Genomic DNA, 13,355 nt, shown 5'->3' with positions numbered 1-13,355 from the left:
GTGGGAGCGATCTTTGGCGACGGCAACGACCTGCGCCGTACACAAAACCCGTGGGAGCGGACCTGTCCGCGATATAGGTCGGTACATTCGCTGCATCTTTTGCGGCTGAAAAAAATTATCGCGGGCAAGCGCGCTCCTACAGGGATTTATGGTGGCGGCAACGACCTGCGCCATACACAAAACCCGTGGGAGCGGACTTGTCCGCGTAGGGGTCGGTACATTCGCCACATCGTTTGCGGCTAAAACAAAGCCGCCGCAGACGAGCCCTCAGCAAGAGCCGATATCAGTAAACGTCCCGCAGATAGCGCTTCTGCTCGGTCAGGTAGCGCAGGTGCTCTGCCGCACCCTCCTCGCCCAATCCGCCGTGCTGGGCGATGACGTGGCGCAGGGCCAAGTCCACATCCTTGGCCATGTGCGCTGCATCGCCGCAGACATACACTTGCGCGCCTTCCTGCAACCAGCGCCAAAGTTCAGCCCCTTGCTGCTGAATCCGATGCTGCACATAAATCTTCTCGCCTTGATCACGGGAAAACGCCAGGCTCAGGTTCGTCAGCAGCCCGTCGTGCTGCATACCTTCCAGCTCGTCGCGATAATAAAAATCACTGGCCGCGTGCTGCTCGCCGAAAAACAGCCAGTTCTTGCCGCCATCGCCCCGCGCTCTGCGCTCTTGCAAAAACCCGCGAAACGGCGCCACGCCAGTACCCGGGCCGATCATGATCATCGGCACGTCGCCATCGCCCGGCACTCGAAAGTGTTTGGACGGCTGGAGGAAAATCGGCACCTCGCACTGCTCCGCGCGGTCAGCAAGAAACGTCGACGACACGCCTTTGCGCTTGCCATAACGCACCGCAGAAACCGTCAAATGCACCTCATCAGGATGCGCCTTGGAACTCGAAGCGATGGAGTACGAACGCGGCTGCAAGGGTTTGAGCGAACCCAGCAGTTCTTCCGCACTGCACCGCATTGGAAATGCCTGAAGCACGTCCGCCAATTGCCGCCCCCACAACCAGTCTTTCAGCTCACTTTTATAAGCATCGCCCAGCAGCACTTTCAGCTCGGGGTTGCGACTGCGTTCGGCAATGAACTGCAACGTATCGAAGTGCGGTTTGGCGATCTCGAAATGCCCGGCCAATGCCTCGCGCAGGGGTACATCGCCGTACTTTTCAATCGTCACCGGGCGCTCGGCATCAAGGCCCGTCAGGTCGAGCAATTCGTTGACCAGTTCCGGACAGTTGCGCGGCCAAACGCCGAGGGCATCGCCCGCCTCGTAGTGAAAGCCCGAATCACCCAGCGCCAGCGCAAACTGGCGAGTGTCCTTCTGCGCGCCCGCAGCGTTAAGGCGCCGATTGATCGACAGGCCGGATGACAAAGGAAGCGAACGGGTGTGCAGCGTCACCACCGAGGCGCTTTCAGCCGCAGGCAACTCAGGCACCTCAAGGGACAGCGCCTTTTGCAGCGCCTTGAACCAGGCATCGGCTGGCACATCGAATTCCGGATCGCAATCGACGCGAGGCAGCAGAGCCAAGGCGCCGAGGCTTTCCAGGCGCTGATCTAGATTTTTGCCGTGCTGACAAAAGCTGTCATAACTCGGATCGCCCAGCGCCAGTACCGCGTAGCGCAGGCGTTCGAGCCGGGCATCGTGTTGGCTCAGCGATTGCCAGAATCCCTGACCGTTGTCGGGGGATTCGCCGTCGCCGAAGGTGCTGCTGATCAGCGCCAGATTGTCGATTTCGGCCAGTTTCGATGCCGGAAAGCTGTCCATCGCGCGCACGTCGATGGCGATGCCAGCGCTACGCAAACGGCCGCCGAACCGTTCGGCCAGAGACTCAGCGTTGCCGGTTTGCGAGGCCCAGAGCAAGGTCAGTGCCGGTTTGTCATGTGGCTCGCAAGCGACTTCGGCAGCCGGTGCGGTCTCAAAAAAACGATGAGCGATCAAATCGACCCGCTGCAACGCTACGGCGCAGAACTTGAACTCGGGCTGAAACGAGATCGGGTCCACCGCGTCGCTGGTGACAGCGTTGATCGCCAGATTCTCACCAAACACATCGTTCCAGTGAAACGGAGCAAAGCAGTTGCCAGGGCGCACCCGATCCGTGACCACCGCAGGCAGCACCGCACGGCCACGCACCGAGCGCACTTCAACGGCGTCCTTGTCCTTGATGCCGAACAGCGCGGCGTCTTCGGGGTGCAGCTCGATGAACGGGTTGGGGTTGAGCTTGTTCAGCGTCGGCACTTTCCCGGTTTTCGTCAGCGTATGCCATTGGTGCTGTAGGCGTCCGGTGTTGAGCACGAAGGGAAAGTCTTCACTGGGCATTTCCGCTGGCGGCATGTGCGGACGCGGCAGGAACACCGCTTTGCCGCTGGCCGTCGGGAACACCACAGCGGGACGGCTGCCATCAAGCTCGGCAGTCAACGTCTGGCTGATACCGTCATTTAAGTAGCGAATCGGATTGCGGTCCCTTGCGTCTTCAGCCGCGACAGGCCATTGCAGGGGCGTCCGGCGAAGCCGCGCATGGCTCGCGCCGCGAATGTCGTAGCCGGTCTTGGGGTTCCAGGCGCGCTTGATCTCCTCGAACACCTCGGCTGCCGATGCGTAATTGAATGCCTCGGCATAACCCATTTCACAGGCCACCCGCGCGATGATCTGCCAGTCCGGCAGGCTGTCACCGGGTGCGTCCACGGCTTTTTGCGTGAGCGTCAGGTTGCGTTCGGAGTTGATCATCACCCCATCGGCCTCGGCCCACAGCGCGCCGGGCAGGAGGATGTCGGCGTAGCGGTTGGTTTCGGTGTCGAGAAAGGCGTCCTGGGTGATGACCAGTTCTGCCGCGCGCAGGCCTTCGATCACGGTCTGGCGATTGGGCACCGATGCCACCGGATTGGTGCAGATAATCCAGCAGGCTTTGATGTCTCCGTCGCGCATCTGTTCGAACATCGCCACCGTGCCGCTGCCGGATTCGGTGCGCAAGGTGCCGCCCGGGATGCCCCACATGTCTTCTATAAACTGCCGATCTTCTGCCACCAGCGCAGAACGCTGTCCGGGAAGTCCTGGGCCCATGTAGCCCATTTCCCTGCCGCCCATTGCATTAGGCTGGCCAGTGAGTGAGAACGGTCCGCTGCCGGGGCGGCAAATGGCCCCGGTTGCCAAATGCAGATTGCACAGCGCGTTGGTGTTCCAGGTGCCGTGGGTGCTCTGGTTCAGGCCCATGGTCCAGCAGCTCATCCAGTCACGGGCCTGGCCAATCATCAACGCGGCCTGGCGAATGTCCTGCTCAGGAATGCCGGTAATGTGCGCAACCTTGTCCGGCGTGTAATCCGCCAGAAACCCTGGCATCACCTCCCAGCCTTCGGTAAACGAGGCGATGAACGCAGGATCGGTGTGGCCGTTTTCCATCAGTAAATAAAGCAGGCCGTTGAGCAGCGCCAGATCGGTGCCAGGCTTGATCTGCATGAACAGACTGGCCTTGTCGGCCGTGGTGTTGCGCCGTGGGTCGACGACGATCAACTGCGCGCCGGCCTTGACCCGATCCATCATCCGCAGGAACAGAATCGGATGACAGTCGGCCATGTTCGCGCCGATGACGAAGAACACATCGGCCTTGTCGAAATCTTCGTAGGAGCCTGGCGGGCCGTCTGCCCCCAGCGACAATTTGTAGCCGCTGCCGGCGCTGGCCATGCACAGCCGCGAGTTGGATTCGATGTGGGCGGTGCGCACAAACCCCTTCGCGAGCTTGCTGGCCAGATACTGCGCTTCCAGTGACATTTGGCCGGACACATAAAAGGCCAGCGCATCAGGGCCGTGGGTGTCGATGATTGCACGCAAGCGGCGGGCGGTTTCGCTGATGGCGAAGTCGATGTCGGCGCGCACCGGCTCTTGGTTGCGCACATCGCGCAGGTAGGCCGAGTCCATGCGTCCGGACTCTGTCAGCGGCTGGGCGCAGGTGCTGCCCTTGGTACACAGACGCCCGTAGTTGGTCGGATGCGTCTTGTCGCCGGTCACTTTGATGACCCGGTTATTTTCGACCTGCATGACGATCCCGCAGCCGACACCGCAATAAGGACACACGCTTGAAACGCTTCGACTCGCCATATCCATTTCCCGAAACCAAAAAAAAAGACGCCCTGTCCCCTCCGTCTGAAACGGGGAGCACACGGCGCCTTTGTCGTGAAGATGGCGATCGGCGTTGATCACCTATGGTTGGGTCATTGCAAGGGATGGGCCAGAGGGGCGGCTGAAAGCTGTCTATCGCTGATATCGCCGCCCTTGATTCGGGGCGGAGCTCGTAGGAGCGTGGCTTGTCCCGCGATCTGCCGGGAACCGGCAGTAACCTGTTAAACGCGGTGTATCAGGAAGATCTCGATGGCTGGAGTCGGGGCGAATTCTTCGCCCATCGCGGGACAAGCCACGCTCCTACGCCTGCGGCAGAAGCAAAAATGTACCCGTGACATTTCGAGGTTCGATAACTGAACGTTTGGCATCACAATGAAGCGCACCTGACCATTCACGCACTTTTTTCGCGCCTTTCTTATCGGGTCGTGAGCTGTTTGTTCATTTGCAAATCAGCGTTGTTTCGTGCGTGCCCACCCGCCTCTGAGCCTGCATTTACCGGGCAGAAATACCCGACGCCACTCCCGCACCAGGCACCCAACCACCCACTGGCACAGCCCTTGCTTTGATCCCAATCAAGTCCAGCCTGAATGCGCGGTTGGCGGCCCTGACGGTCAATGACGATCGCCAGCCCTTGCAGGCATCGGGCTAAGCAGGTTGCACCCACACTGTGGTCGGGTAGCAACCAACAAAGAACAGGCAAAGGCGCCTGGAACCGAAAGGTTCCGGGCGCCTTTTTTTTGCTTCCAGAAAACCTGAATTGGCTTTGGCCGGGACTTGCTATGAACACCACAGTCGCCCCTCTTGAAGATGTGCCCACTCTGATCGTCATCGGTAACGGCATGGTCGGCCACCAGTGCGTCGCGCAATTGATCGCCGACGGCGCGTTGGATCGCTATCGCATTCATGTGTTCGGCGAAGAGCGCCAGCGCGCTTACGACCGCGTGCATCTGTCTGAATACTTCGGCGGTCGGGACGCCGAGTCCCTGGCCATGTGCGATGCCGAGCTGTATCAACAGAGCGGGCTGACGCTGCATCTGGGCGTGCCGGTGCTGGAAATTGACCGGGTTCGGCGTGAAGTCATCACCGCCAACGGCTGTTTCCCGTTCGATAAGCTGGTGCTGGCGACTGGTTCTTATCCCTTCGTGCCACCGATCGAAGGCGCGGCCGGAGATTCGCGTCTGGTCTATCGAACCCTGGACGATCTGGACACCATTCGCGCCGCAGCCAAAAACGCCCAACGTGGCGTGGTAGTCGGCGGCGGCCTGCTCGGACTGGAAGCGGCTAACGCGCTGAAGTCTTTGGGGCTGGAGGCGCACGTAGTGGAGTTCGCCCCGCGGCTGATGCCAGTGCAACTGGATGATTTCGGCGGCGCGGCGTTGAAGGCGCGGATCGAAGCGTTGGGCGTCGGCGTGCATTTATCCCGCGCAACCCAGTCGATCACCCCGGGCGAGGAATACCGCTACCGGATGAATTTTGCCGGTGACGAATTTCTCGAAACCGACCTGGTGGTGTTCTCCGCCGGCATTCGCCCGCAAGACGCCCTCGCCCGCCAATGCGAACTGGAACTGGGCCCACGGGGCGGCATCGCGATTGACGAGCATTGCCGCACCAGCGACGCCGACATCTTCGCGATAGGCGAATGCGCGGCCTGGAACGGTAGCGTCTTCGGCCTGGTTGCCCCGGGCTATCAGATGGCGCGTAACGTCGCGGCGCAATTGTGCGATCTGGACGCCGAGCCGTTCTTCGGCGCCGACATGTCGACCAAACTCAAACTGCTGGGCGTTGATGTCGGCTCCATCGGCGATGCCCATGGCGCACTGACCGGTGCGCGCAGTTACCGCTTCATCGACGAAGCCAACGGCAGCTACCGCCGACTGGTGGTGTCGGCCGACGGCAAACAGGTGCTCGGCGCCGTTTTGGTCGGCGACAACAGCTACTACGACACCCTGCTGCAATACGCGCAAAACGGCATCAAGCTGCCCGCCGATCCGTCGAGCCTGATCATGCCCCAGAGCGAAGGTGCGCCGACTCTGGGCGCTGACGCCTTGCCTGACACTGCAACGATTTGCTCGTGCCACAACGTCAGCAAAGGAGCGATTTGTTCGGCCATTGATGGCGGCTGCACCGACCTTGGCGGGCTGAAAGCACAGACCAAAGCCTGCACCGGCTGCGGCGGTTGCGCGGGGCTGCTCAAGCAGGTCTTCGAGCATGAGCTGATCGCCCGCGGCGTGGCGGTCGATAAGAGTTTGTGCGAGCACTTCGCCTTCACCCGCCAAGAGCTGTACGCGATGGTGCGCGTGGAAGGCATCGAAACCTTCGACGACATGCTCGCCCGTCACGGCAAAGGCCACGTCGGCTGTGACATCTGCAAACCGGCGATTGGCTCGATCCTCGCCTCGTGCTGGAACCGGCCAATCATGGACTCAAAGCTGGTGCCATTGCAGGACACCAACGACACGTTCATGGCCAACATGCAGAAGAACGGCACCTATTCAGTGGTGCCGCGTATTCCTGCCGGGGAAATCACCCCCGACGGCCTGATCGCCATTGGCGCGGTTGCGAAGAAGTACGACCTGTACACCAAGATCACCGGCGGCCAGCGCATCGATCTGTTCGGCGCACAGTTGCATGAACTGCCGGACATCTGGAGCGAGCTGATTGCGGCCGGGTTCGAGACCGGTCACGCGTATGGCAAATCGACGCGCACGGTGAAATCCTGTGTCGGCAGCACCTGGTGCCGTTACGGCGTGCAAGACAGCGTGCAAATGGCGCTGAGCATCGAGGACCGTTACAAGGGCCTGCGCTCGCCGCACAAACTCAAATTCGCGGTCTCCGGTTGCACCCGCGAATGCGCCGAAGCTCAGAGCAAAGACATCGGCGTGATCGCCACCGAGAACGGCTGGAATCTCTATGTGTGCGGCAACGGCGGCATGCGTCCGCGCCACGCCGAACTGTTCGCCACCGATCTGGACGACGAAACCCTGATTCGCTACATCGACCGCGTGCTGATGTTCTACATCCGCACAGCCGACAAATTGCAGCGCACCTCCGTCTGGCGCGAAGGCCTGGAAGGCGGGCTGGATTACCTCAAAGCCGTGGTCATCGACGACAGCCTGGGCCTGGCGGCAGAACTCGAAGCGCAAATGCAATTGGTGGTCGACCGCTACGAATGTGAGTGGGCAAACGCCCTGCACGACCCCGAAAAACTCAAGCGCTTCCGCACCTTCGTCAACGACAAGCGCGCTGACCCGGACATCCACTTCGTCAAAGAACGCAGCCAGCGTCGTCCGGCCCGCGCAGATGAACTCAACCTGATCGCCGTCGAGGAAATCGCACAATGAACCAGGCCAACGCAGCAATGATCGACAACGCCCCCGTACAGACATGGCGGGCGGTGTGCGGGCGCAACGATCTGGTGCCCAATTCCGGCGTGGTGGCGCTGGTGGGCAACACTCAGGTGGCGTTGTTTCAGGTGATCGACCCAAACGGTGCGGCGCAGCTTTTTGCCGTGGACAATCGCGATCCGGTGACGGGCGTCAACGTGATCGGACGCGGGATTATCGGCAGCCTGGCGGGAGATCTGGTGATTGCCTCGCCGCTGTATAAACAGCATTACCGGCTTGAAGACGGCACCTGCCTGGAAGACGCAACATTGCGATTGCGCACCTGGACGGTGCGACTGGACGGGGATGTCGTGGAAATTGATTTGCCCTGAAATCTGTAGGAGCGAACTTGTTCGCGAGGCGTTAGATGCAACAAGTCATCAGCCTGATGTCTGTAGGAGCGAATTTATTCGCGAGGCGTCATATCAGATGCACCATGTCAAAAGCCTCGCCAACAAGTTGGCTCCTACAGATAGGTCAGTTGGCCGACTGCACCTCAATGAGTGAGTATCTGAAGTGGGGCCGTTGAGAGTAAACCTTTGGGAGTGGACCCGTCCGCGAAGACTGAATGTCAGGCACCCTAGCTGTATCGACTGGAGCCAAGCCTTCGCGGACAGGTCCGCTCCCACTCGACTCCAGGCCTTTGCGTTCTGATTCATAAATCACGGGCATAAAAAAAGCGACCCTAAGGTCGCTTTTTTCGTTGCTTCAAGGAGTTCAAGGGCCTTGAAGCTAAATATGGCGCAGCGGACGGGACTCGAACCCGCGACCCCCGGCGTGACAGGCCGGTATTCTAACCGACTGAACTACCGCTGCGCGTAACACTGAGAAGGATTGGTGGGTGATGACGGGATCGAACCGCCGACCCGCTGCTTGTAAGGCAGCTGCTCTCCCAGCTGAGCTAATCACCCTTCACTCTCGGTGTGGCGCGCATTCTACGGAGCGACCCCACCTCTGGCAAGCACTTTTTTAAATAATTTTTATAATCGTTCCAAAGGCTTAGAGCAGGGTTGGCCGCAGGGTTTTAGCAGCGAATAATGCCCCCCTTTGTATAAAGGAGAGATTCACCCCATGTGGTTCAAAAACCTGCTTGTGTATCGCCTGACCCAAGACCTGCCATTTGACGCCGAGGCGCTGGAAACCGCGCTGGCGAGCAAACCTGCCCGCGCTTGTGCCAGCCAGGAGTTGACCACTTACGGTTTCGTCGCCCCGTTCGGCAAAGGCGAAGATGCGCCCCTGGTCCATGTCAGCGGCGACTTCATGCTGATCGCCGCGCGTAAAGAAGAACGCATTCTGCCGGGCAGCGTCGTCAATGACGCGCTTAAAGAGAAGATCGAAGAGATCGAAGCCGAGCAAATGCGTAAGGTCTACAAGAAGGAACGCGATCAGCTCAAGGATGAAATCATCCAGGCGTTCCTGCCCCGCGCATTCATTCGCCGCTCGGTGGCCTTTGCCGCTATCGCCCCTAAACAAGGCCTGGTGCTGGTGAACTCGGCCAGTCCGAAACGCGCCGAAGACCTGCTCTCCACTCTGCGTGAAGTCGTCGGTTCCCTGCCAGTACGTCCAGTCACTGTGAAGACCGCACCGACTGCCGTCATGACCGACTGGGTCAAGACCGGCCAGACCGCAGAAAGCTTCTTCGTGCTGGACGAGTGCGAACTGCGCGACACCCACGAAGACGGTGGCATCGTGAAGTGCAAGCGTCAGGACCTGACCAGCGAAGAAATTCAGCTGCACCTGAGCACGGGCAAGGTCGTCACTCAGCTGTCCCTGGCCTGGCAGGACAAACTGTCCTTCGTGCTGGACGACAAATTGACGGTCAAGCGCCTGAAGTTCGAAGACCTCCTGCAGGATGAAGCCGAACAAAACGGCGGCGACGATGCGCTGGGCCAGCAGGACGCCAGCTTTACCCTGATGATGCTGACCTTCGGCGAGTTCTTGCCGCAACTGATGGAAGCGTTAGGCGGCGAAGAGATTCCTCAGGGGATCTAAACCCGCGCCATTGATTTGTAGGAGCGCGCTTACCCGCGATTGCATTCTGCCAGACAGAAATGCAGGGACTGGCACACCGCAATCGCGGGCAAGCGCGCTCCTACAGAAACGTGCATTCACCCCTGCCTAATAAGAGAGGAGCAAGCCATGCGTGCCCTGGCTGCATTAAGTCGTTTTGTCGGTAATACTTTTGCGTACTGGGTGCTGCTGTTCGCCGTATTGGCTTTCCTGTTCCCAACCTGGTTCATCGGTTTGAAAACCCTGATCGTGCCGCTGCTTGGCCTGGTCATGTTTGGCATGGGGTTGACCCTGCGGCTCGACGATTTTTCCGAGGTCGTGCGCCATCCCTGGCGCGTGGCATTGGGCGTGGTCGCGCACTTCGTGATCATGCCGGGCGTGGCGTGGTTGCTGTGCCAGGTGTTTCATCTGCCGCCAGAAATCGCCGTCGGTGTGATCCTTGTAGGTTGCTGCCCGAGTGGCACGTCATCCAACGTCATGACCTGGCTGGCAAAAGGTGATCTGGCGTTGTCGGTGGCTATCGCTGCCGTCACCACCCTGCTCGCTCCGCTGCTGACGCCGGCGCTGATCTGGCTGCTGGCCTCGGCGTGGTTGCCGGTCTCCTTCATGGAGATGTTCTGGTCGATCCTGCAATTGGTGATGCTGCCGATCGTGCTGGGCGTACTGGCCCAGCGCTTGTTGGGTAAGCGCGTGAGCTTCGCCGTCGATGTACTGCCGCTGATTTCAGTGGTCAGCATTGTGATGATCGTCTGCGCGGTGGTGTCTGCCAGTCAGGCGAAAATTGCCGAGTCGGGCCTGCTGATCATGGCAGTGGTGATCCTGCACAACAGCTTCGGCTTCTTGCTGGGTTATTTCACCGGCAAAGTGTTCAAGCTACCGCTGGCCCAGCGCAAATCGCTGTCGCTGGAAGTCGGCATGCAGAATTCAGGTCTCGGCGCCGCACTGGCCAGCGCCCACTTCTCCCCGCTCGCCGCAGTACCAAGCGCGCTGTTCAGCGTATGGCACAACATCTCCGGGGCGTTGCTTTCGACGTATTTCAGGAAGATGGAGCCTGAAAAGGTCGTAACCGAAGAAAAACCGATTGTGAGCTGACGAACGATACCCTGTAGGAGCGAACTTGTTCGCGAGGCGGCGTGACTGCTACAACCGGTCTGACGCCTCGCCAACAAGTTGGCTCCTACAGTTTTACGTTAGCGATACCTGCTGTAGTCGACCTGCGCGTCGAGCCAGATATCGACAGGCGTGTACTTACCATCCACCGTCAAGTTTGCCGGGGTGTGAAACCGATTGACCTGATTTCGAACTGAAACTTTCACTTGGTAGCCATCGACTGAAATCTTCGCGTCCCCGTCACGAGTGACCAAAAACGCCGTCGCATCCTGCCGAAGCGTTTCGAGGGCCTGCTTGTCATCGTCTATGCGGCGATGGACAAAGTAGTTGTAGTAGTACGGCACGGTCGCTCCACCCGCATCAGTTAGAACCACATAGACCATACCTTTATCACCGAGAGGGTAGCGCCCAATGATTTCGGAAAGCACTGGTTTTGGCTCTTGATTGAGGAACAACAAGCACCCTTGGATGAAACAAAGCAGGATCAAGCAACGGATTACGGTTTTCGGTTTAAATCGGGTGGCAAATCGCATCAGGCATCCGTCTCAATTGAAGACGGATGAATCTATGCGCGATTAGCAGGAAATTTAAGTCAAAAAGCAGGTACGGGAAAAATTCAGAATATCCCTACAAGCCACCCACGAAGTCCCTCTCAGAAACCTCCTACGCCCTATCAGCGCACCGTCCCACGCAACGCCATCACCCGCTCGCGCACCAGCCCCGGTGCCGAGTCTTCACCTGAGATCGGTGCACCGGCCACCAACGTCACTCGCGACCACAACCGGCGGAACACGCCTTTGTTCGGGTCGCGGCTGAAGAAGCTGCCCCACAAACCTTGCAACGCCAGCGGGATGACCGGGACGTTGGTGTCTTCGAGAATGCGCGCCATGCCGCCTTTGAACTCGTCGATCTCACCGCTGGTGGTGAGCTTCCCCTCCGGGAAGATGCACACCAGCTCACCCTCTTTCAGGTAATCGGCGATGCGTTTGAAGGCCTTGTCGTACGTCGCCAGGTCTTCACTCCTGCCTGCGATGGGGATCGCGCCTGCTGTGCGGAAAATGAAGTTGAGCACCGGCAAGTTGTAGATCTTGTAATACATGACAAAGCGAATCGGACGGCGCACCGACCCTGCGATCAATAACGCATCTACGAAAGACACGTGATTGCAGACCAACAATGCAGCGCCTTCGTCCGGGATCTGCTGCAAATCGCGGTGCTCGACGCGGTACATGGAATGGCTCAGCAGCCAGATCATGAAGCGCATGGTGAACTCGGGCACGATCTTGAAGATGTAGGCGTTGACCGCAATGTTCATCAGCGAAACCACGAGGAACAGTTGCGGGATCGACAGCTTCGCCACACTGAGGAACAGGATCGACACGATGGCCGACACCACCATGAACAGCGCGTTGAGAATGTTGTTGGAAGCGATCACCCGGGAGCGTTCTTTCTCGGCTGTTCTGGACTGAATCAGCGCGTACAGCGGCACGATGTAAAACCCGCCGAAAATGCCGATACCGAGGATGTCGAACAACACCCACCAGGCTTGTCCGATAGACAGCACGGCGAGCCAGTCATTGGCCTGCACGTTCTGTGGGAAACCGCCCGAATGCCACCAGAGCAACAGACCGAAGACTGTCAGCCCCATCGAACCAAACGGCACCAGACCGATCTCGACCTTATGTCCCGACAGGCGCTCGCAGAGCATCGAACCGGCGGCGATGCCGATGGAAAAAACCGTGAGAATCAGCGTGACCACGGTTTCGTCGCCGTACATCCAGTCCTTGGCGTAGGCCGGAATCTGCGTCAGGTAGATCGCCCCGACGAACCAGAACCACGAGTTGCCGACGATGGAGCGCGACACTGCTTTGGTCTGGCGCAGTCCGAGTTTCAGTGTGGCCCAGGATTGGCTGAAGATGTTCCAGTTGACCGTGATGTCCGGGGACGCGGCGGCGGCAGGCGGAATGCCGCGACTGGCCAGATAACCCAGACAAGCAATCACCACCATGGCCGTGGCGACGATGGGCGCGTAATGGGTGGCGGACATCATGATCCCGGCGCCGATGGTGCCCGCCAGAATCGCCAGAAAAGTGCCCATTTCCACCAGGCCGTTGCCGCCTACCAACTCGTTCTCGTGCAAGTGCTGCGGCAGGATCGAGTACTTCACCGGGCCGAACAGCGCTGAATGCGTGCCCATGGCGAACAACGCCACCAGCATGAGCGACAGGTGATTGAACAGAAAGCCGACCGCACCGACCACCATGATGGCGATCTCCAGCAGTTTGATCAGGCGGATCAGTTTGTCCTTGGGGTATTTCTCGCCGAACTGCCCGGCCAGCGCCGAGAACAGGAAAAACGGCAGGATGAACAACATCGCGCACAAGTTGACGTAGATCGAACGGTCGCCGTCGATGGTCAGCTTGTAGAGGATCGCGAGGATCAGCGATTGCTTGAAGATATTGTCGTTGAACGCCCCGAGGGACTGGGTCACGAAAAACGGCAGAAAGCGCCGTTTACCCAACAAACTGAACTGCGACTGACTCATCGTCCGTGGTCCTGAATGGCGCCGGTGCCGGCATGAGGATGGGAAGGTCAAATCCCTTTGCGAGCCACATTGAAGACGTTGTGTGGCAGGTTGTCGATAGCCCGCCATGGCGGCGGCCAGGTTTGCGCGTTTGATCACGCAAATTGTCTGCGCCAAACGTGGTCCCTGTAGGAGCTGACGAGCACCGCGAGGCTGCGAT

Annotated in this window: 8 protein-coding genes and 2 tRNA genes; 5 read left to right on the top strand and 5 right to left on the bottom strand. The window is 59.4% G+C overall.

Features of this window, described 5'->3' with window-relative positions:
• Window positions 1-283: 283 nt before the first annotated feature.
• On the bottom strand, window positions 284-4,087 hold the full coding sequence (locus tag ACWKV9_RS22890) for a bifunctional nitrate reductase/sulfite reductase flavoprotein subunit alpha (protein WP_483838384.1): 3,804 nt from the start codon (window positions 4,085-4,087) through the stop codon (window positions 284-286).
• A 206-nt stretch (window positions 4,088-4,293) separates the two neighbouring features.
• On the opposite strand from ACWKV9_RS22890, the gene ACWKV9_RS22885 reads away from it, so the two are divergent.
• The 3 genes from ACWKV9_RS22885 (at window position 4,294) to nirD (ending at window position 7,823) form a co-directional block, all read left to right on the top strand.
• Window positions 4,294-4,443, top strand: a complete 150-nt coding sequence (locus tag ACWKV9_RS22885; RefSeq protein ID WP_483838383.1) for a hypothetical protein — start codon at window positions 4,294-4,296, stop codon at window positions 4,441-4,443.
• Between the two features lie 444 nt (window positions 4,444-4,887).
• Window positions 4,888-7,449: a nitrite reductase large subunit NirB gene (nirB, locus tag ACWKV9_RS22880; protein WP_483838382.1), complete on the top strand. Its 2,562-nt coding sequence runs from the start codon at window positions 4,888-4,890 to the stop codon at window positions 7,447-7,449.
• On the top strand, window positions 7,446-7,823 hold the full coding sequence (gene nirD / locus ACWKV9_RS22875) for a nitrite reductase small subunit NirD (RefSeq protein WP_483838381.1): 378 nt from the start codon (window positions 7,446-7,448) through the stop codon (window positions 7,821-7,823). Before nirB ends, nirD begins: the two co-directional genes overlap by 4 nt.
• Window positions 7,824-8,230: 407 nt before the next feature.
• Here nirD and ACWKV9_RS22870 read toward each other — a convergent pair.
• Window positions 8,231-8,307: transfer RNA gene (locus ACWKV9_RS22870), tRNA-Asp, on the bottom strand.
• Window positions 8,308-8,326: 19 nt separating this feature from the next.
• Window positions 8,327-8,402 (bottom strand) — tRNA-Val (locus tag ACWKV9_RS22865).
• A gap of 160 nt (window positions 8,403-8,562) precedes the next feature.
• Between ACWKV9_RS22865 and rdgC the strand changes: the two genes are divergently transcribed.
• Both rdgC and ACWKV9_RS22855 read left to right on the top strand, forming a co-directional pair.
• The gene (rdgC, locus tag ACWKV9_RS22860; RefSeq protein ID WP_483838380.1) at window positions 8,563-9,483 is read left to right on the top strand and encodes a recombination-associated protein RdgC; all 921 of its coding nucleotides are present in this window, start codon (window positions 8,563-8,565) and stop codon (window positions 9,481-9,483) included.
• Between the two features lie 147 nt (window positions 9,484-9,630).
• The gene (locus ACWKV9_RS22855) at window positions 9,631-10,593 is read left to right on the top strand and encodes a bile acid:sodium symporter family protein (protein ID WP_483838379.1); all 963 of its coding nucleotides are present in this window, start codon (window positions 9,631-9,633) and stop codon (window positions 10,591-10,593) included.
• Window positions 10,594-10,691: 98 nt separating this feature from the next.
• Here the strand turns inward: ACWKV9_RS22855 and ACWKV9_RS22850 are convergent, their stop codons facing one another.
• Both ACWKV9_RS22850 and ACWKV9_RS22845 read right to left on the bottom strand, forming a co-directional pair.
• Window positions 10,692-11,144, bottom strand: coding sequence for a hypothetical protein (locus ACWKV9_RS22850; RefSeq protein WP_483838378.1), 453 nt, complete (start codon window positions 11,142-11,144; stop codon window positions 10,692-10,694).
• Window positions 11,145-11,284: 140 nt separating this feature from the next.
• On the bottom strand, window positions 11,285-13,156 hold the full coding sequence (locus ACWKV9_RS22845) for an MFS transporter (protein WP_483838377.1): 1,872 nt from the start codon (window positions 13,154-13,156) through the stop codon (window positions 11,285-11,287).
• Window positions 13,157-13,355 lie beyond the last annotated feature (199 nt).

The sequence above is a fragment of the Pseudomonas corni genome (assembly GCF_057128765.1).
This window is presented reverse-complemented; position numbering and strand designations above follow the sequence as displayed.

Coding starts and splice junctions, on each gene's coding strand:
- nirD (WP_483838381.1), top strand. CDS start 7,446: ATGAACCAGGCCAACGCAGCAATGATCGACAACGCCCCCGTACAGACA.
- ACWKV9_RS22845 (WP_483838377.1), bottom strand. CDS start 13,156: ATGAGTCAGTCGCAGTTCAGTTTGTTGGGTAAACGGCGCTTTCTGCCG.
- ACWKV9_RS22855 (WP_483838379.1), top strand. CDS start 9,631: ATGCGTGCCCTGGCTGCATTAAGTCGTTTTGTCGGTAATACTTTTGCG.
- rdgC (WP_483838380.1), top strand. CDS start 8,563: ATGTGGTTCAAAAACCTGCTTGTGTATCGCCTGACCCAAGACCTGCCA.
- ACWKV9_RS22850 (WP_483838378.1), bottom strand. CDS start 11,144: ATGCGATTTGCCACCCGATTTAAACCGAAAACCGTAATCCGTTGCTTG.
- ACWKV9_RS22890 (WP_483838384.1), bottom strand. CDS start 4,087: ATGGCGAGTCGAAGCGTTTCAAGCGTGTGTCCTTATTGCGGTGTCGGC.
- nirB (WP_483838382.1), top strand. CDS start 4,888: ATGAACACCACAGTCGCCCCTCTTGAAGATGTGCCCACTCTGATCGTC.